Origin of the sequence: Umezawaea sp. NPDC059074 (assembly GCF_042738955.1) — a bacterium.
Lineage (GTDB): Bacteria > Actinomycetota > Actinomycetes > Mycobacteriales > Pseudonocardiaceae > Umezawaea.
On the sequence record NZ_JBHYHC010000079.1, the window covers coordinates 1 to 18,911 of the forward strand.

The 18,911-nt window shown below is 71.5% G+C and carries 18 protein-coding genes; 10 read left to right on the top strand and 8 right to left on the bottom strand.

What is annotated here, in order from left to right:
* Positions 1 to 309: 309 nt before the first annotated feature.
* Positions 310 to 1,266 (bottom strand): electron transfer flavoprotein subunit alpha/FixB family protein, encoded by a 957-nt coding sequence (locus ACFWW9_RS29585; RefSeq protein ID WP_390384645.1) that lies wholly within the window; start codon positions 1,264 to 1,266, stop codon positions 310 to 312.
* A 16-nt stretch (positions 1,267 to 1,282) separates the two neighbouring features.
* A complete protein-coding gene (locus ACFWW9_RS29590) occupies positions 1,283 to 2,065 on the bottom strand; it encodes an electron transfer flavoprotein subunit beta/FixA family protein (protein ID WP_390384648.1) in 783 nt (260 codons plus the stop codon).
* 275 nt (positions 2,066 to 2,340) lie between these two features.
* Here ACFWW9_RS29590 and ACFWW9_RS29595 point away from each other — a divergent pair, with 275 nt between their 5' ends.
* Positions 2,341 to 3,183, top strand: a complete 843-nt coding sequence (locus ACFWW9_RS29595) for a DegV family protein (RefSeq protein WP_390384651.1) — start codon at positions 2,341 to 2,343, stop codon at positions 3,181 to 3,183.
* A 56-nt stretch (positions 3,184 to 3,239) separates the two neighbouring features.
* Complete coding sequence (locus ACFWW9_RS29600; RefSeq protein ID WP_390384653.1) at positions 3,240 to 3,383, top strand: hypothetical protein; 144 nt, start codon at positions 3,240 to 3,242, stop codon at positions 3,381 to 3,383.
* On the opposite strand, the gene ACFWW9_RS29605 is transcribed toward ACFWW9_RS29600, so the two are convergent.
* Genes ACFWW9_RS29605 through ACFWW9_RS29615 form a run of 3 tightly spaced genes read right to left on the bottom strand, consistent with a single transcriptional unit; the run spans position 3,380 to position 6,051 of the window.
* Positions 3,380 to 4,471 carry a hypothetical protein gene (locus ACFWW9_RS29605; protein WP_390384655.1) on the bottom strand — a complete coding sequence of 364 codons (1,092 nt, stop codon included), beginning with the start codon at positions 4,469 to 4,471 and terminating at the stop codon, positions 3,380 to 3,382. The genes ACFWW9_RS29600 and ACFWW9_RS29605 overlap by 4 nt on opposite strands.
* 8 nt (positions 4,472 to 4,479) lie before the next feature.
* Positions 4,480 to 5,058 (bottom strand): hypothetical protein, encoded by a 579-nt coding sequence (locus tag ACFWW9_RS29610; protein ID WP_390384658.1) that lies wholly within the window; start codon positions 5,056 to 5,058, stop codon positions 4,480 to 4,482.
* Positions 5,059 to 5,076: 18 nt separating this feature from the next.
* The gene (locus tag ACFWW9_RS29615) at positions 5,077 to 6,051 is read right to left on the bottom strand and encodes a hypothetical protein (RefSeq protein WP_390384660.1); all 975 of its coding nucleotides are present in this window, start codon (positions 6,049 to 6,051) and stop codon (positions 5,077 to 5,079) included.
* Positions 6,052 to 6,388: 337 nt separating this feature from the next.
* On the opposite strand from ACFWW9_RS29615, the gene ACFWW9_RS29620 reads away from it, so the two are divergent.
* Both ACFWW9_RS29620 and ACFWW9_RS29625 read left to right on the top strand, forming a co-directional pair.
* On the top strand, positions 6,389 to 7,135 hold the full coding sequence (locus ACFWW9_RS29620) for a class I SAM-dependent methyltransferase (protein WP_390384662.1): 747 nt from the start codon (positions 6,389 to 6,391) through the stop codon (positions 7,133 to 7,135).
* Positions 7,132 to 8,592: a 1,4-alpha-glucan branching protein domain-containing protein gene (locus ACFWW9_RS29625; protein ID WP_390384664.1), complete on the top strand. Its 1,461-nt coding sequence runs from the start codon at positions 7,132 to 7,134 to the stop codon at positions 8,590 to 8,592. The genes ACFWW9_RS29620 and ACFWW9_RS29625 overlap by 4 nt, the downstream gene beginning before the upstream one ends.
* Here ACFWW9_RS29625 and ACFWW9_RS29630 read toward each other — a convergent pair.
* Entirely contained in the window at positions 8,589 to 8,795 is a 207-nt protein-coding gene (locus ACFWW9_RS29630; RefSeq protein ID WP_390384666.1) for a hypothetical protein, read from the bottom strand. The genes ACFWW9_RS29625 and ACFWW9_RS29630 overlap by 4 nt on opposite strands.
* A gap of 39 nt (positions 8,796 to 8,834) precedes the next feature.
* On the opposite strand from ACFWW9_RS29630, the gene ACFWW9_RS29635 reads away from it, so the two are divergent.
* Entirely contained in the window at positions 8,835 to 10,085 is a 1,251-nt protein-coding gene (locus tag ACFWW9_RS29635; RefSeq protein ID WP_390384668.1) for a glycosyltransferase family 4 protein, read from the top strand.
* 6 nt (positions 10,086 to 10,091) lie between these two features.
* On the opposite strand, the gene ACFWW9_RS29640 is transcribed toward ACFWW9_RS29635, so the two are convergent.
* Together ACFWW9_RS29640 and ACFWW9_RS29645 are read right to left on the bottom strand one after the other, a co-directional pair.
* Positions 10,092 to 10,835 carry an acyltransferase gene (locus tag ACFWW9_RS29640; protein WP_390384670.1) on the bottom strand — a complete coding sequence of 248 codons (744 nt, stop codon included), beginning with the start codon at positions 10,833 to 10,835 and terminating at the stop codon, positions 10,092 to 10,094.
* Positions 10,832 to 11,722 (bottom strand): LysR family transcriptional regulator, encoded by an 891-nt coding sequence (locus ACFWW9_RS29645; protein WP_390384672.1) that lies wholly within the window; start codon positions 11,720 to 11,722, stop codon positions 10,832 to 10,834. Before ACFWW9_RS29645 ends, ACFWW9_RS29640 begins: the two co-directional genes overlap by 4 nt.
* 75 nt (positions 11,723 to 11,797) lie before the next feature.
* Here ACFWW9_RS29645 and ACFWW9_RS29650 point away from each other — a divergent pair, with 75 nt between their 5' ends.
* The 5 genes from ACFWW9_RS29650 (at position 11,798) to ACFWW9_RS29670 (ending at position 18,883) form a co-directional block, all read left to right on the top strand.
* Positions 11,798 to 12,907, top strand: a complete 1,110-nt coding sequence (locus ACFWW9_RS29650; protein ID WP_390384674.1) for a M20/M25/M40 family metallo-hydrolase — start codon at positions 11,798 to 11,800, stop codon at positions 12,905 to 12,907.
* Positions 12,904 to 13,872, top strand: coding sequence for a pyridoxal-phosphate dependent enzyme (locus ACFWW9_RS29655; RefSeq protein ID WP_390384676.1), 969 nt, complete (start codon positions 12,904 to 12,906; stop codon positions 13,870 to 13,872). The genes ACFWW9_RS29650 and ACFWW9_RS29655 overlap by 4 nt, the downstream gene beginning before the upstream one ends.
* A 58-nt stretch (positions 13,873 to 13,930) precedes the next feature.
* The gene (locus ACFWW9_RS29660) at positions 13,931 to 17,221 is read left to right on the top strand and encodes a GH92 family glycosyl hydrolase (protein ID WP_390384678.1); all 3,291 of its coding nucleotides are present in this window, start codon (positions 13,931 to 13,933) and stop codon (positions 17,219 to 17,221) included.
* 102 nt (positions 17,222 to 17,323) lie between these two features.
* Positions 17,324 to 17,950: an HAD family hydrolase gene (locus ACFWW9_RS29665; protein ID WP_390384680.1), complete on the top strand. Its 627-nt coding sequence runs from the start codon at positions 17,324 to 17,326 to the stop codon at positions 17,948 to 17,950.
* A gap of 9 nt (positions 17,951 to 17,959) precedes the next feature.
* Positions 17,960 to 18,883, top strand: a complete 924-nt coding sequence (locus ACFWW9_RS29670) for a squalene cyclase (protein ID WP_390384682.1) — start codon at positions 17,960 to 17,962, stop codon at positions 18,881 to 18,883.
* Positions 18,884 to 18,911: the final 28 nt, after the last annotated feature.

The following is an 18,911-nucleotide window of genomic DNA, read 5'->3' on the forward strand; positions in this document are numbered from 1 at the left end:
CGCAAATTATTTCGATGCTTTTCAAAGTTTGTCAAGGCTGGAAAGACGCCTTGACAAACTTTGAAAAGCACGAACTGCGCTTAGGATCGGGGTGGCGGCGGGGGTCTGGGTGTCGTCCAGGTTGCGTGCTCCCGTTTTTGGTACGGGGCCCGTAAGGCAGGGCTGCTTTTTAAAACACCTCTGCCGAGCTTGAGAGTGTCCGCGCTAGCCCAACCCCAGCTACGCCGAATAGTTGCCCCGGCAAAACACTTCCGCCCGGCCCACGGGGGACGTGGGCCGGGCGGGAGTGTGGTGGGAGTGGTTGTGCGTTTAGCCCTTGCGCTTCGAGACTTCCTCGGTCAGTTGGGGGGCGACGTTGAAGAGGTCGCCCACCACGCCGAAGTCCGCGATTTCGAAGATCGGGGCCTCGTTGTCCTTGTTCACCGCGATGATCGTCTTCGACGTCTGCATGCCTGCCCGGTGCTGGATCGCGCCGGAGATGCCCAGGGCGATGTACAGCTGGGGCGACACGGTCTTGCCGGTCTGGCCCACCTGGAACTGGTGGGGGTAGTAGCCGGAGTCGACGGCCGCGCGGGAAGCGCCTACCGCCGCGCCCAGGCTGTCCGCCAGCTTCTCCACCACCTCGAAGCTCTCGGCCGAACCGACACCACGGCCGCCGGAGACGACTACCGAGGCCTCCGTGAGTTCCGGACGGTCGCCGCCGACGATCTGCTCGCGGCCGGTCACCTTCGTGACGGACGTGCTGGACGCCGGGACCTCGACGGTCTCCTCGGCCGCCGCGCCTTCCGCTTCCGACGCTTCCACGCCGCCCGGACGGACCGTGATGACCGGGATGCCGGTGGAGACCTTCGACTTGACCACGAACGCGCCGCCGAAGATCGACTGCGTGCCGGTGCCGTCCTCGTCGATGTCGACGACGTCGACCAGCAGGCCCGAGCCGAGGCGGGCGGCCAGGCGGCCCGCCACTTCCTTGCCCTCGATCGTGGCCGAGACCAGGATCGCGGCCGGGGACGCGGTGCCCGTGATGGTCGCGAGCGCGTCGACCTTCGGGGTGACCAAGTGGTTCACCGCGTCGTCCGACTCCACCGCGTAGACCTTGGCCGCGCCGTAGCGGCCGAGCGACTCGCGGACCTTCGTCGCGGTGCCGGGAGCGGCCACGACGACCGCGGACGGCTCACCGAGGCGGCGGGCGGCGGAGAGCAGCTCGAAGGTGACCTTCTTGACGTCGCCGTCGACGTGGTCGACGAGGACGAGTACCTCAGACATGTGTGATCCCTCGCCTTCAGATGAGCTTCTGGCCGACGAGGAACTCGGCGATCTTCGAGCCGCCGACACCCTCGTCCTCGATGCGCTGGCCCGCGCTGCGCGGGGGCTTCGGGGACGCCTCGATCACGCTGGACCAGGCACCGCCGAGGCCGACCTCGCCCGTGTCGACACCGAGGTCGGCGACGGTCAACGTGGTCACGGGCTTCTTCTTCGCGGCCATGATGCCCTTGAAGGACGGGTACCGCGGCTCGTTGATCTTCTCGGTGACGCTGACGACCGCGGGCAGGGTCGCTTCGAGGTGCGCGACGCCTTCCTCGGTCTCGCGCTCGCCCTTGACGGTCGACCCCTCGACCGTGAGCTTGCGCAGCTGCGTGACCTGCGGCAGACCGAGCAGTTCCGCGAGGATCGCCGGGATGGCGCCCGCGCGGCCGTCGGTGGCCTCGTTGCCCGCGATGACGAGGTCGAAGCCCTCGACGGTGCCGATCGCCTTCGCGAGCACCTTGGCGGTGGCGATGACGTCCGAACCGTGCAGGGCCTCGTCCGAGACGTGCACCGCCTTGTCGGCGCCCATGGAGAGCGCCTTGCGGATGGCGTCGGTGGCGCGGCCGGGACCCATGGCGATGACGGTGACCTCGCCGCCGTGGGCTTCCTTGAGCAGCAGCGCCTCCTCGACCGCACGTTCGTTGATCTCGTCGAGCACGGCGTCCGCGGACTCGCGGTCAAGGGTGTGGTCGGCATCGGTGAGCTTGCGCTCGGACCAGGTGTCAGGCACCTGCTTGACCAGGACGACAATGTTCATAGGTCCTCTTCGACCTCCTGCGGACGGGCGGCGACGTGACGTGGCGACTGCTGGGAGGCGCACAGGTCGCCGGGTTAACGCGACCCTGCCATGTCCTCGCCGCGTTGGCATGGTGGTGTCGACCACCATCATGTTACCCACGAGTAGCCGTGGTGCAAACGAGAGCAAGCACCTGGCAAGCGTGACGGTACTCACGGTGGTGGGAACGCCGATCTAGATCGGTCAAGAGGCAGATGCCGACCACTACTCCATTAGGGAAGCTAGGGTCCGATTACATGTATCGGCGTGTCGCCATAGTCACCGACTCCACCGCGTGCCTCCCACCGGCGTTGACGGCCGAACTCGGCATCACCGTCGCCCAGATCCAGGTGCGGATCGGCGACCAGGTCGACGACGAGTCGAGAATCCCCGTTCCGACCATGGTCAAGGCGATGCGCGGCCCCCTCTCGGTCACCACCGTCCCGCCGGACCCCGGCGCGTTCTACTGGGCGTTCGCCGACGCGGGCGCGGCGGGCGCGGAAGCCGTGGTGTCGATCCACGTGTCGTCGAGGCTGTCCGGCACCGTCGACACCGCGACCAACGCGGCCAAGCAGGTCCGGGTGCCCGTGCACGTCGTGGACACGGGGACGTGCGGGATGAGCCTCGGGTACGCCGTGCTGGCCGCCGCCGAGGCGGCCGCGCGCGGCGGTGACGCCCGGAAGGTCATCGGGGCGGCGCGGCACAGCTTCTCGCGGGGGTCGGAGCTGATCTACGTGGACACCCTGGAGTACCTCAAACGCGGTGGCCGGATCAGCCCGGCGGTGGCGGTGCTCGGCACCGCGCTGTCGATGAAACCCCTGCTGACCATGACGAACGGGCAGATCACGCCGTTGGAGAAGGTGCTGGGCACCGACCGGGCGCTGCGGCGGATCGTGGAGGTCGCGGCGAAGAGGGCGGGCGAGGAACGGGTGGACGTGGCGGTCGAGCACTTCGCCGCCGAGGACCGGGCGCACGACGTCATGCGACGGCTGCGCAAGAAGATCCCCGGCGGGCGGAAGTTCATGGTCACGCAGGTGAGTTCGGCGATCGGGGCGCACGTCGGACCAGGAGCCATCGGGGTGAGCATTTCCCCCGTCTAGGTTTGAGGACCGCTGGCGAAGGGGACATAAAGGGACAAACCCCTTTGGAGGACCCCATGGCCTCGCTGTTCAGCAAGATCGCCGCCTACGTCCGCAGCCCGCAGGGCCGTCGGATGACGGAGCAGGCCAAGCGGATGGCCAAGGACCCGCAGAAGCGGGCCCAGGCCCAGCAGTTGTTGCGCCGCTTCAAGAAGCGCTAGTGGTTCGACCTGCGGCGAGCGGCCTCGAACGTGCGCAGGTAGCGCTGGCGGAACTCGGAGTCGGGCAGTTGGAGCTGCTGTTTCGGGACGACCGTCGTGGGCTCGAGGCTGAACGCCTGCGACGGGAGCACGACGGTCTCGGACTCCACGGCAGGGTCCGCCACAGCACGGTCCGCCACGGCCTCAACGCCTTGGGCGGGCTGGGTTTCCGCGGACTCCGCTTCGACCGACGTCTCCGCGGACGTGACCGGGACGTCCACGACCTCGGGCTCGGAAGGCGGTTCGACCGCGACGGCGGGGTCGACGGGCAGTTCGGCCGCGGGTTCGGGCTCGGGCTCGGCTGAAGCGATCATCTCCGGCTCGGCTTCAGCGATCGGGGCGGCTTCGGCGATCGGGTCGGCCTCGACCACCGGTGCTGCGGGCCCCTGCTCCGGCACGATCGACGCCACGACCGCGAGGTCGACCTCGTAGGACTGGACCTCCGCGACGGCTACGGGTTCCGACTCGGCGTCCACGACCTCCGGAACCTCGACCTCCACCACCTTTTCGGCCTCGGCCACCGGCTCGGCCGCGGCTTCCGCGACCGGTTCGGGGTCGCTCGGCGTCGTGGTCCCGGTGACCAGGCCGGAGCGCGAGACGAACACGGTCTCGGGCTCGGGTTCGGCGGGCTCGTCCTCCTGGTCCGCCAACGGTTCCACGGCCACCAAGACCGGTGGGGCGGCGGGTTCCGGGGCCAGGGTCAGCCACGGGGCGGGCGGGGTTTCGACCATGCCCGTGAACGTGGGGTCCGGTGCCAGTGCCAGTGCGGCTGGCGCGCTGTTCACCAGCACCTCGTCCAGCGCGGCCGGTGCGGGCAGGCCGACGACCGGGTTGCGGTGGATGGGCTTCACGGCGACGTCGTCCGGCGGCCAGTCCAGGACCGGGCGGCTCTCCACCGGGGCGGGCGGTGCGGGTTCGGCGGACTCCGGGACGGTCCGCGCGACCTCCTCCGCGGGGTCCGCGCGGCGCAGCATGATCGCGGTCACCACGCACCCCCCGGCGAACGACAGAGCGCACAGACCGAACACGAACGCGAACGCACCTGCCATGACCGTCCTTAACTCACCTGGACGTCGACGGCCGGGCCGCCGTCGGAGGGCGGTCCCCACACCGGATCGACGATGACCTTGGTCCTGATGGCCTCGACCGGCACTCCGCGGCCGACGAGGAAGTCGCGCACGAGCATCGCCCGCTGCATCGCGAGGACGTCGCAGCGGTGCGACTCGGTCTCGCCGTTCCACGCGTGGGAGACGAGGGTGATGGCGGCGCCACCGGTGCGCCACAACAGATTGCCGACGCCCTGTTGGACGTCGGCTCCGCGCCCGACGAAGTCGGCCGTGCCGGGGGTGAAGGTGATGCCCTTGACCCCGTTCGAGGTGAACAGCGTCGTCACCTTGCCCTGCACCACGTCCGGCGTTGGCGGCGGGGGCGGGAGCAGCGGCGGCGGCAGCGGGACGTCGATCACGACCGGCACCGCGAGCGGCACCTCCACGACCTCCGGTGTCGGCACCGGGGACGAGAACGGCAGCGCCTCCGTCAACTGCTCGCCGTACACGGTGAACGCGAGCGCCGTGATGCCGCCCGGCACCAGCAGGGCTGCCAACGCCAGCGGCAGCCAGCGACGTTTCCTGGTCATGAGCGCACTCCCCCGAACCTAGGCGCGCAACGCGATCGCGCCGTTCTCACTGCTGGACACCTGCTCCGGGATGAGACCCGGCACCCGGTCCGCCGCGGCTTCGAGAGCCGAGCGGGCCGCGGACAACTGGGACGCCACGGTGCGGCGCAGGTCGAGGAGCTGCTCCGAGTGCTGCTGGATCTCCGCGATGCGGCGCTGGGCCTCGCGGCCCGCGACCTTCACGACGAACTCGCTGCGCTCCTTGGCCACGGCCTCCTGCTCGGCGATCTGCCGGTCGGACTCCTCGCGGCGGATGGCCAGGTCGAGGTCGCACTCCTCGCGCTCCTGCTCGCGGCGGCGCTCCGACTCGATCTCCAGCTTGTTGCACTGCTCGGCCGTCTCTTCCAGCAGGATGTCGGCGTCGAGCTGCGCCTGCTCCATCAGCGCCTCGCACGCCGCCGTCACCTGGGCCGTGCGCTGGACGTGGTGCGCTTCCAGCTCGGCGGAGCGGCGTTCCAGCTCGACCTCGCGGTGGTCCAGTTCGGCGGTGCGGCGGGCCGCGACCTCGCGGGCGTCGCGCGCCTGCTCCTCGACCTCCGCGCGCAGCCGGGCGATCTCCCGTTCGGCCTGCTCGCGCAGCTCGGCGACCTCGACCTCGACGTTGCGGCGCAACGACGTGACCTCGCGGTCCGCCCTGATCCGGAGCTCGGCCGACTCGTCCTCGGCCAGCAGCAGCATCCGGTGCAGCCGCTCGGTCGCCCCGGCGGTCGTGGACGGCGACATCTCCAGCCGTTCGACCCTCGACCGCGCCTCTTCCAGGTCCTGTCGGGTCATCTCCAGCAGTTTGCGCAGGTCGGCCGACTGCGCCATGGCTTCGGCGCGATCGAGGCTGGTGTAGCGCAACTGGTCTTCCAGGTTGTCGATGTGCTCGATCACCTGGCGTCGGTGGAACCCCCGGTACACGACGTCGAAACCCGCGTGCAGCGGAACAACTTCCTGCTCTTTTGCACCCATGGCTGACCACTCATCCCGCCTTGTTGAAGATTGGCCGAGAGTACCGAGATGGCCCACTGCCAACCAGCCTGTTCGGGCCGGTCGCGACAGTGCCGAACCGTGCTCACGTACCTGACGAACAGCGTAAACAGTTGCCCGCAAGATCAAAACAGCTTGGCCACGGGTCACCCAATGGTGTCTATTTATTGGGGAACTCCACGCCTGCCATCCCATCATCGGGTCACGAATTACTCGCCCTTCGCACGGAATGCGCCACACAATCGAGTTAATGGCGAATACGGCCGGTCACCGTCGCCCGGTTTGCTACCAGCGAGTAACGAGCCACTACCCTGGCCGGGTGACGCCAGCGCCCCTGCCCCTCACCGGTGAGCGGACCGTGCCCGGTATCGACGTCGAGAACTACTGGTTCAGGAGGCACGAGGCCGCCTACCTCGACCTGCTCCCGCACTGCGCGGACGCGGAGGTGCTGGAGGCGGGGTGCGGCGAGGGCTACGGGGCCGCGCTGATCGCCGAGCGGGCCGCGCGGGTCGTCGCGCTGGACTACGACGCCTTCACCGCCGCGCACGTCGGCAAGGCGTACCCGGAGCTGGGCGTGGTGCGGGGCAACCTGGCGTCGCTGCCGCTGCGCACCGGGAGCGTGGACGTCGTGGCGAACCTCCAGGTCGTCGAGCACCTGTGGAACCAGGAGGAGTTCGTCGCCGAGTGCGTGCGCGTGCTCCGGCCGGGCGGGCGGCTGCTGATGACCACGCCGAACCGGCTGACGTTCTCACCGGGGCTGGACAAGCCGCACAACCCGTTCCACACCAGGGAGTTGGACCCCGCCGAGCTGCACGAGCTGCTGGACGTGCCGGGGCTGGAGGTCGAGTCGTTGACCGGGCTGCGGCACGGGCCGCGGCTGCTCGACCTGGACGCGGCGCTCGGCGGGTCGATCATCGCCGCGCAGGTGGACGTCGTGCTGTCCGGCGGCGAGTGGTCGCCGGAACTGCTGGCGGCCGTCACGTCGGTGCGCGCCGACGACTTCGAGATCACCGCCGCCGACCTGGACACCAGCCTGGACCTGGTGGCCGTGGCGGTCAGGACATGACCGACGAGGGCACGTTCTGCCTCGTGCTGCACAGCCACCTGCCGTGGCTCGCGCACCAGGGCGGGTGGCCGGTCGGCGAGGAGTGGCTCTACCAGGCGTGGGCGCACTCGTACCTGCCCGTGGTCGACCTGCTGGAGCGGTTCGCCGCCGAAGGCCGCCGGGACGTGCTCACCCTCGGCGTCACGCCGGTGCTGGCCGCGCAGCTCGACGACCCGTACAGCCTGCGCGGCGTCCACGACTGGCTCGGCAACTGGCAGTTGCGCGCCCAGTACGCCGGGCGGCGGCTGGCCGACCTCAGCGCGTACGAGCACCGGCGGTCCGCGTGGGCGTTGGAGAAGTTCGAAACCCGGTGGCGACACGGGTTCTCGCCGCTGCTGCGGCCCCTCGTCGACTCCGGCACGGTCGAGCTGCTGGGCGGCCCGGCCACGCACCCGTTCCAACCGCTGCTCGACCCGAGGCTGCGGGCGTTCGCGCTGCGCACCGGGTTGGCGGACACCGCGCTGCGGATCGGCTCGACGCCCGAGGGCATCTGGGCCCCGGAGTGCGGCTACGCGCCGGGCATGGAGGTCGGGTACGCGGAGGCGGGCGTGCGGCGGTTCCTGGTCGACGGGCCGTCGCTGGGCGGCGACACGTCGGCCGCGCGGACCGTCGGCGACTCGGACGTCGTGTGCTTCGGGCGTGACCTGGAGGTGTCGTACCGGGTGTGGTCGCCGCGGGTCGGCTACCCCGGCGACCCCGCGTACCGCGACTTCCACACCTACGACCACCCGACCGGGCTCAAGCCGTCGCGGGTGACCGGGGTGGACGTGGCGCCGGAGGACAAGGAGCCGTACGTGCCCGCGGCGGCCGCGCCCGTGGTCGAGCGGCACGCGGCGGACTTCGTGGACGCGGTCGTGCGGCGGTTGCGGGACTTGAAGGAGCGGCACGGACGGCCGAGCCTCGTCGTGGCCGCGTACGACACCGAGCTGTACGGGCACTGGTGGCACGAGGGCCCGGCGTGGCTGGAGGCGGTGCTGCGGGCGCTGCCGCTCGCGGGCGTGCGGGTCACGACGCTGCGCGGCGCGCTGGAGGCCGGGCACCTCGGCGGACGGGTGGACCTGCCGCCGTCGTCGTGGGGCGCGGGCAAGGACTGGGGCACGTGGGCGGGGCCGCAGGTGTCCGACATCGTGCACGGCAACGCCGAGGTGCAGCGGGAACTGCTGGAGCTGGACTTCGACGGCGCGGTCCGCGACCCGGTGCTGGACCAGGCCGTGCGGGAGGCGCTGCTGGCGCTGTCCAGCGACTGGGCGTTCATGGTCACGAAGGACTCGGCCGCCGACTACGCGCGCTACCGGGCGAAGGTGCACGCGGAGAGGTTCCGCGAACTCGTGTCCCGCCGCGGCGACCCCGGCCGGGCAGCCGAACTGCGCTCGGTGGACGGCCCGTTCGGCCACCTCGACGCGCGAGGGCTGGCCTAGATGGGGCCTTCGAGCCGTTCGGCGACGCCCGCCGAACCGGGGTGGTCGACCCGCGCCTGCGCGACCGGCTCGGCCTTGGTGCGACCGGTCGTGTCGGCGAACCGCTCCAACCCCTGGCGCTTGCGGCGCGCGCGCCGGTCGACCAGCACCCCCACGCCGACGAGCACGACCACGAACACGACCGCGTACACCCAGGTCCCCATGGTTCCGAGGGTACGACGAGCCGGATGCGAGGATGTCCCATGCGCGTGCTGATGTTGTCCTGGGAATACCCGCCGGTCGTCGTGGGCGGGCTCGGCAGGCACGTGCACGCCGTCGCGACGCAGCTCGCCGCGCAGGGGCACGAGGTCGTCGTGCTGTGCAGGCAGCCGTCCGGCAGCGACGCGATCACCCACCCCACGTCGGACGCGGTGTCCGAGGGCGTGCGGCTGATCCGGGTCGGCGAGGACCCCGCGCACCTGGTGTTCGAGCGGGACCTGGTGGCGTGGACGTTGGCCATGGGTCACGCGATGACCCGCGCGGGGCTGGCGCTGCTGCGGTCCTGGAAGCCGGACGTGGTGCACGCGCACGACTGGCTCGTCACGCACCCGGCCGTGGCGCTGGCCGAGGCGTTTTCCGTGCCGTTGGTGGCGACCGTGCACGCCACGGAGGCCGGGCGGCACAGCGGGTGGCTGTCGCAGGTGCTGAACCAGCAGGTGCACTCGGTCGAGTGGTGGCTGGCGAACCGCGCCGACTCGCTGATCACCTGCTCGGCCGCGATGCGGACCGAGGTCGCGCACCTGTTCGAGGTCGAGCCGAGCGGGATCACCGTGCTGCACAACGGGATCGAGCCGCGGCGGTGGAAGGTGCGGCCCGCAGAGGTCGCCGCGGCGCGGGAGAAGTACAGCCCGCACGGGGACCCGCTGCTGCTGTTCTTCGGGCGGCTGGAGTGGGAGAAGGGCGTGCAGGACCTGCTGGCCGCGCTCCCCCGGATCCGGCGGGCCCATCGCGGGACGCGGCTGGTCGTCGCAGGCGAGGGCAGCCACACGGCGTGGTTGGCGGAGCAGGCGCGCAAGCACAAGGTGCGGCGAGCGGTGGATTTCGTTGGCCACCTGTCCGACCGTGAGCTGAGGGCGGTGCTGGCGGCGGCGGACGCGGTGGTGCTGCCGAGCAAGTACGAGCCGTTCGGGATCGTGGCACTGGAGGCCGCCGCCGCGGGGACGCCGCTGGTGGCGTCGACGGCGGGTGGGCTCGGCGAGGTCGTGCGGGACGGGGACACCGGGCTGTCGTTCACGCCGGGCGACGTGGACGGGATCGGGGTGGCGGTGCGGTCGGTGCTGGCCGACCCGGCCGGTGCCGCGCGGCGGGCACGGGCGGCGAAGACGCGGCTGGCGACGGATTTTGATTGGGCGAAGATCGCGGCGGGGACGGTGGAGGTCTACCGGAACGCTTCGGTCAAGACGCCGGTGGTGTTGGGACGCCCGAAGATCGCCACCGGCAACATGTTCGGCTGAGCAAGATCAGGCCTTGCGCGCCTGTTCGAGGGCTTCCTTGGCCTTGCGGGCCATGTCCGCCACGGCCGCGCGTTCCACCGCGCCCGCCTCGTAGTCCTCGCGGCGGTCGCGGACCACTCGGGCCGGGATGCCGACGGCGATCTTGTAGTCGGCCACCTCGCCGCGCACCACGGCGTGGGCTCCTACAACGCAGCCGCGGCCGATCACGCTGCCACGGGTGATGGTCACCTTGGTGCCCAGCCAGGTGTCCGGGCCGATGCGGACCGGGGACTTCACGATGCCCTGGTCCTTGATGGGGACGGTGATGTCGGACGTGACGTGGTCGAAGTCGCAGATGTACACCCAGTCGGCGACCAGGGTGGCCGCGCCGATCTCCACGTCCAGGTAGCAGTTGACCGTGTTGTCCTTGCCGAACACGGCCTTGTCGCCGATGCGCAGCGAGCCCTCGTGGCAGCGGATGGCGTTGCCGTCGCCGATGTGGACCCAGCGGCCGATCTCCAGCCGCCCGTAGCCCGGTCGGCAGTGGATGTCGGTCTTCTTGCCGAGGAACACCATCCCCCGCAGCACGACGTGCGGGTTGGCGATCCGGAACTTGAGGAGCCGCCAGTACCGCACCAGGTACCACGGCGTGTAGGCGCGGTGGCGCAGCATCCAGCGCAACGACGCCATCGTCAGGAACCTGGCCTGCGCCGGGTCGCGCCGGGAGCGGCTCCACTTGGCGGCCACGGGCGAGCCCCACATGCTGGTCACAGCAGAGGACCGTAGTCGATGCGGTCCGCCTCCTCCGCGAGCAGGCGTTCGAGGGTCGTCACGACCTGCGGGGTGTGGCGGGTGTCGAGGCGGGTCGCGTACACGTCACGGGTCAGCGGCGTGCCCGCCAGCGGCCGGGCGACCACGGCCGCCGCCGAGTGGCGCAGGGACAGCCGCGGCAGCAGCGCCACGCACAGCCCGGCCTCGACCAGCCCGATCACGGTGTGGAAGTCGTCGCCCTCGAACCGCAGCCCCGGTCGGACGGCGGCCAGTTCGCGGACCAGGTCGAGCCGGAGGCACGCCTGGGGCGTGGCGACCCACGTGTCGCCCGCCAGGTCGGCGAGGTCGACGACCGGCCGGGACGCGAGCGGGTGCCCGGCGGCCAGCACCGCCACCACGGGCTCGCGCACGACCAACGAGCGGCGCAGGCCCATGGGCAGCGGCACGGGGTCGAGGTCGTAGTCGAACGTCAGCGCCAGGTCCAGCTCGCCGCGGGCCAGCGCCACGTACGCCGCGTCCGTCTCCACCTGCCGCAGCACGATCCGCACGCCGGTCAGCCGGGCCAGCGCGCCGGGCACCAGGTGGGCCGCGGCCGACGCGAACGCGCCCAGCCGGACGTGGCCGGTGCTGCCGTCGCGGACGGCGTCCAGCTCGGCGGCGGCCGTGGCCAGCACCCCGCGCAGGCGGAACTCGGCGTCCAGCAGCACCTGCCCGGCCTGGGTGGGGCGGACCGGGCGGCGTTCCAGCACCCGCAGCCCGACCCGGCGCTCCAGCTCGGCGATCTGCTGGGACACGGCCGGGGAGCTGTAGCCGAGTTCGGCCGCCGCGGCGGCGAACGAGCCGGTGCGCACGACGGCTTCCAGGGTGGCCAGCAGGCGGGGATCCACGGGATAAGCATCGCTTACCGTCCCCGAAGGAACCATTGCTTGTGCTTATCCGGTCCCGCCAACAGGATCGGGGGCATGGAGCGAGACGTGGTGGAGTTGCTGACCAGGCTGGTGGAGATCGACTCGGTGAACCCGTCCCTGGTGCCGGGCGCGGCCGGGGAGACGGCCATCGCCGAGTTCGTCGCCGGGTGGGCGGTGGACAACGGCCTGCGGGTCGAGGTGGTCGAGGAGACGCCGGGGCGGCCGAGCGTGGTCGTGCGGTCGAACCGGACCGGCGACGGCCGCACGCTCCTGCTGTGCGGGCACCTGGACACGGTCGGGCTGAACGGCCCGTTGACCACGCGGATCGACGGCGACCGGCTCTACGCGCGTGGCGCGTACGACATGAAGGCCGGGCTCGCCGCCGCCCTCGTCGCCTGCCGCGAGGCCGACCGCGCGGGCGTCGCCGGGGAGGTCGTGGTGGCGGCGGTGTCGGACGAGGAGCACTCCAGCATCGGCGTCCAGCAGGTGCTCAAGCACCTCACCGCCGACGGCGCGATCGTGTGCGAGCCCACCGAGCTGACCGTGGTGACCGCGCACAAGGGGTTCGTGTGGACGGAGATCCGGGTCGTCGGCAAGGCCGCCCACGGCTCGCGGCCGCACCTGGGCGAGGACGCGATCCTCAAGACCGGCCCCGTCCTGGTGGCGCTGGAGCAGCTCAACGAGAAGCTCCGGGCGCACGAGCACCCGCGGCTCGGACCGGGCACACTGCACGCGTCCCTGATCACCGGCGGCCGCGAGGAGTCCACCGTTCCCGACCTGTGCGTGCTGACGGTCGAGCGCCGCACCCTGCCCGGCGAGACCGTCGCCGACGTGGAGCGCGACGTGGCCGACCTGCTGGCGTCGTGCGCCGTGCGGGCGACCAGCCGGACGACGTTGTCGCGCGAACCGTTCGAGACCGACGACGACCACGAGTTCGTCACAGCGGTCACCGGTGCCGTGGGCGAGTCGCTGGGCAGGCCCGCCGAGCTGGCCGGGGCGTCGTACTGGGCGGACTCGGCTTTCCTGTCGGCGGCGGGCATCCCGACCGTCCTCTTCGGACCGCCCGGCGACGGGGCGCACGCCGAGGTCGAGTGGGTGAGTCTCGAAGGGACGGTCGAGTGCGCACGGGCGCTCGTCGTCGTGGCGAAGGAGTTCTGCCGGTGACGTTCACGCCCAACCCGCACTTCCGGCCCGAGGCCGTGCCGCCGCCCGCCGGGCCGGAGGTCCAGGCGTTCCACCGCGGCCTGCCCGGCTACCGGCCGACGCCGATCCGGACGGTCGACGGCGTGCGGCTCAAGGACGAGTCGGACCGGTTCGGGCTGCCCGCGTTCAAGGTCCTCGGCGCGTCCTGGGCCGTCGAGCGGACGCTGCGCGCGCACCCGGACACCCGCGTGCTCGTCGCGGCCAGCGCGGGCAACCACGGCCGGGCCGTCGCCCGCGTCGCCGCCCAGCGCGGCCTCGGCTGCCGCATCTACCTCCCCGCCGTCACCAGCGCGGCCAGGGCGGACCTGATCGCGGGCGAGGGAGCGGAGGTCGTGCGGGTGGACGGCGACTACAACGCCGCCGTCGCGCTGGCCGAACGGGACGGCGCGGCGCTCGTGGCGGACACGGCGCTGGAACCCGCCGCGGGCCCGCCGGAGTGGGTGATCGACGGCTACTCGACCCTGTTCCGCGAGATCGACGTGCCGGTGGACGTGCTGCTGGTGCCGACCGGTGTCGGGTCGCTGGCCGCCGCGGCGGTCCGCTGGGCCGTCCACGAACGACCGGGCACGGCCGTCGTCGCCGTCGAACCGGCCACGGCCGCGTGCGTGACCGCGTCGCTCGTCGCGGGCCGGATGACCGCCGTGGACACACCGGGGACGACGATGGCCGGGATGGACTGCGCGACCCCGTCCGCGGTGGCGTGGCCGACGCTGCGGCACGGGCTGAGCGGCACGATCACCGTGACGGACGACCAGGCGGCGCGGGCGATGCGCGACCTGGCGGTCGCGGGCCTGACGATCGGCGAGTGCGGGGCGGCGACCCTGGCGGCGTGGCGGGCGGACGGCACGCCGGGTCGTTCGGTGCTCTGCGTAGCGACGGAGGGGGCGTCCGATCCTGACGCCTACGCCCGCGCCTTGTCCGCTTGACGACAAGAATTCCTCACCGTCTGGAGTTGACCGGTGACCGTGGGTATGGTCCGCCTCCATGCAGCGAAGAGGTGTCCTGACCACCGTTTTGGCCGCAGCCGCACTCGTGCTCGGCGTCTGCTCGGCTCCGGCCGCGCTCGGTGAACCCGAGGCTCTGGCCGAAGATCCCGCGTCCCTCGTCAACCCCCTGATCGGCTCGACGAACCTCGGCAACACCTTCCCCGGCGCGGTGGCGCCGCTCGGCATGCTGGCGTGGAGCCCTGAGCTGACCAAGGGCAACGCCACGCGCGCGGCGGCGCCCGGCGGCTACCAGTACGACGTGACCAAGGTCCGCGGGTTCAGCCTGACGCACATGTCGGGCACCGGGTGCGCGGGCGGTTCCGGTGACATCCCCTTCTTCCCGCTCGTCGGCTCGGTGACGACCTCCCCCGCCGCCGACGGCACGGACGCGGTGTACGCCAGCACGTTCAAGCACGAGAACGAGGTCGCGAAGGCGGGCAGCTACTCCGTCGGCCTCGACTCGGGCGCGAAGGCGGAGCTGACCGCGACCCCGCGCACGGGCTCCGGCCGGTTCACCTTCCCGGCGGACAAGCCGGGCACGATGCTGATCCGCACGGCCAACTCCGAGGTCGGCAGCACGGCCTCCGACGTGACCGTCGACCCGGCGACCCGGACCGTCACCGGGTCCGTGACCAGCGGGAACTTCTGCGGCTACATCAACCAGGTCGGTCGCCGCAGCTACTACACGCTGCACTTCGTGGCGGAGTTCGACCAGCCGTTCGCGAACGTCGGAACGTGGCAGGACAACGTTGTCACGCCCGGCGCGACCACCTCGACCGGCGCGACGACCTACGGCACCGCCGGATGGCCGGTGGTGGGCAAGGGATCCGGCGCGTACGTCGGGTTCGACACGGCCAAGTCGCCGGTCACGAACGTCCGCGTCGGCATCTCCTACGTGAGCCTGGCCAACGCCAAGGCGAACCTCAAGGACGAGAACCCGCCGAGGCAGACGTTCGAGAAGACCCGCGACGGCGCGGTCAAGGCGTGGAACAAGCAGCTCAAGCGCGTCCAGGTCGGGGGCGGCACCCCCGAGCAGCGGACGACGTTCTACACCGCGCTCTACCACGCGCTGCTGCACCCGAACGTCGTCAGCGACGTCAACGGCGAGTACTGGGGCATGGACGGCAAGGCGCACCAGAAGTCGAGGAAGCAGAAGGCGCAGTACGGCACCTTCTCCGGCTGGGACGTCTACCGCTCGCAGCTGCAACTGCTGACGCTGCTGGAACCGGACGTCGGCTCGGACGTCGCGCAGTCGCTGCTCAACCAGGCCGACCAGAACGGCGGCGTCTGGGACCGGTGGACGCACAACTCCGGCGGCACGCACGTGATGAACGGCGACCCGGCCGCGCCCGCGCTGGCGGGCATCCACGCCTTCGGCGGCACGGACTTCGACGTGAAGGCGGCGCTGAAGTCGTTGGTGCAGGCGGCGACCGTGCCCACCGAGCAGGACCTCAGCCGGGACGGCTGGGCGGTGATGTCGGTCGGCCAGCGCCCGTCGCTGGACAAGTACCTGGACAAGCACTACATGCCGTCGGTGTCGAACGCCTGGGGCGGCGCGGCCGAGACGCTGGAGATGTCCACCGCCGACTTCGCCCTGTCGGAACTGGCGAAGGACGTGAAGGACCCGGCGACGGCGAAGGTGTTCGCCGAGCGCTCGCAGTGGTGGCAGAACACCTTCGACCCGGTGGCCCACAGCACGGGCGGGTACATCCGCAACCGCAACGCCGACGGCACGTGGGTCCGCGACTTCGCGCCCGGCACGGAGAACGGGTTCGTCGAGGGCACCAGCGCGCAGTACACGTGGATGGTGCCGCACAACGTGGCGGGCCTGATCGAGTCGATGGGCGGCCGCGAGCGGTTCACCAAGCGGCTGGACGACTTCTTCCACCAGGCCGACGGGAGCTGGGCGCTGAGCAACGCGGGCCCGGACAAGGCCGCGCTCGACAACGAGCCGTCGATCAACTCGCCGTGGCTCTACAACTACGCGGGCCAGCCGTACAAGGCGCAGCAGACGATCCGCCAGGTGCTCAACACCATGTGGGGCAACAAGACCGGCGGCATCCCCGGCAACGACGACCTCGGCGCCATGTCGTCGTGGTACGTGTTCGCCGCGATGGGCCTGTACCCGCAGGTGTCCTCGCGCGCCGAACTCGTCGTCGGCAGCCCGCTGTTCCCGAGGATCAAGGTCGACCGGGACGGCGGCGGGGACATCGAGATCACCGCGCCGAAGGCGGCGGCCGACGCGCCGTACGTCCAGGCGCTCAAGGTGAACGGCAAGGCCACGACGAAGACGTGGCTGCCGGAGTCGTTCGTGGCGAAGGGCGGCAAGCTCGACTTCACCCTCGGCACGACCGCGAACACCGCGTGGGGCTCGGCCCCGGCCGACGCGCCGCCGTCGTTCCGCGACGGGGAGCAGCCGATCGTCCACGCGCAGCCGTTCTACCTGACCGTGTCGCCGACCAGCCCGACGCTCGCGCCCGGCGGGTCGATCACGGCCGCCGTGCAGGCGAAGCGGCTCTACGACGGCGACCCCGCCGTGACGTACTCGGTCACCGGGGACAGCGCGCTGGTCTTCACGCCCGCGACCGGCACGGTGCCGATCACCGACGCCGGGGCCCCGTTCACCATCTCCACCGAGGCCGGTGCGCCGCAGGGGTTCTACTCCGCGGCGGTCACCGTGACCGTCGCCGGGGCCGAGCCCGTGGTGCTGCCGCTGACGGTCAAGGTGGCCCCGCCGGGCAGCATGCTGGCGGCGGTGAACAACATCGGCGTCTCCGACGACAAGGGCTCCGAGGAGGCCGACTTCGACGGCGGCGGGTACAGCTACTCCAAGCAGGCGCTGGCCGCGGCCGGGCTCACCCCCGGCGGCACCGGCACCGTGGACGGGCTCTCGTTCACCTGGCCGGACTCGCCGGACGACCGCGCGGACAACGTCATCGCCGCTGGTCAGAGCATCGACGTGACCGGGACGCGGCTGGCGTTCGTCGGGGCCGCGGCGGACGGCGGCCGGACCGCCCCCGCCACGGTGACCTACACCGACGGCACGACCGGCACGGTCGACCTCGGGTTCAGCGACTGGACCCTCGGCGGCGGCGGGCAGAACCCGTCGTACGGGAACGTCGTCGTGGCCAGGACGCCGTACCGCAACCAGATCGGCGGCGGCAACGAGCTGGTGGTGACGAACATCTTCGCCACCAAGACCTTCACCGCGCCCGACGGGAAGGTGCTCAAGAGCGTCAAGCTGCCCACGAACGGCGGCTTGCACGTGTTCGCCATCGCCTCCGCGTAGTCGGGGACCGCTCGTCGGGGCAGGGAAGTCTGCCCCGACGGGCGGTTTGGCGCGGGTAGCGTCGTGGGCAGCCCACCGGTAAACCGAGTGGAGGCCGCCATCGTGTTCAGCGGAGTGCTGTTCGACTTCTCCGGCACCCTGTTCGACGACAAGTCCGTCCTCGACCCCGCCCGCGACCTCGTCGGCGACGCGGTGGTCACGCGGGTCCTCTCCGTCGTGGACTCGCCGGAGGGGATCGCGGCCCGGCGCGGCTGCGACGTGTCGCGGGAGCGGCACCGGGCCGTGTGGACGGCGCTCATCTCGGAGGCGGGCCCGTACAGCTCGGCGGTGGTCGACGCCATCTACGCCGCGCTCACCGACCCGGCCGCGTGGACGCCGTACCCGGACACCGCGCGGGTCGTCACGACCCTGCACGAGCGCGGGCTGCGGGTCGGCGTGGTGAGCAACATCGGCTGGGACATCCGGCCCGCGCTGGCCGACGCGGGCGTGCTGGACGTGCTGGACACCGTGGTGCTGTCGTGCGAGCAGGGCGTGGAGAAACCCGACCCGGCGCTGTTCACGCTGGCGTGCGACAAGCTCGGCCTGGAGCCGTCGTCGGTGCTGTTCGTCGGCGACGACCCGGTCAAGGACGGGGCGGCGGTGAAGGTCGGGATGCCGGTCTACCTGCTGCCGAGCGAGCGGTCCGCGACCCGCGAACGAGGTCTGGCAGCGGTGCTCGACCTGGCCTAGGGTCGCCGGATGGACCTGATCCCGTGGCTCCTCGACTCGGATCCCGCCCTGCGCTGGCAGGTCGAACGCGACCTCGCGGGCGCGCCGCCCGAGGTGTGGGAGGCGACGCGGGCGCGGGTCGCCACCGAGGGGTTCGGCGCGCGGCTCCTCGCGCTCCAGGACCCGGACGGCCAGTGGGCGGGCGGCGCGTTCTTCCCCAAGGGCTACCAGGGCGGCGAGGGCCAGCCGTGGACCGCGACGACGTGGACGCTGAACTCGTTGCGGGAGTGGGGGTTGGACGCCGCCGTGCTGCGCGGCACCGCCGAACTGCTGGCCGAGAACAGCCGGTGGGAGTACGACGACCTGCCGTACTGGGGCGGCGAGGTCGACTGCTGCATCAACTCGTGGACGCTCTCGAACGGCCTGTGGCTGGGCGTCGACATGACCGGGCTCGCCGACTGGTTCGTCGAGCACCGGCTGCCGGACGGCGGGTGGAACTGCGAGTGGGTCGAGGGCTCGAAGCGGTCCTCGATCCACTCGACCCTCAACTCCCTCAAGGGCCTGCTGGACCACGAGGTCGCCACCGGCGGCACGGACGCGACGCGGGAGGCCCGGCGCTCGGGTGAGGAGTACCTGCTCGAACGCGGACTCCTGCGCCGCGTCACGACGGGCGAGCGGATCACCGAGCGGGCGGGGCGGTTCACCTACCCGATGCGCTGGTTCTGCGACGCCCTCAACGCGACGGACCACTTCCGCCGGGCGGACCGGCGCGACGACCGGATGGCCGAGGCGATCGACCTCGTCCGGGCCGCCCGGCAGCCGGACGGCACGTGGCTCCAGACCCCTCGGGACCCCGGTGAGGTGTGGTTCGAGGTCGACGTTCCCCCTGGTGAGCCGTCGAGGTGGTTGACCTTCTTCGGGACTCGCGTCCTGGCGTGGTGGGACGCCGCTTGACACGGTTGGCTAATGGCATTAGCTTTTC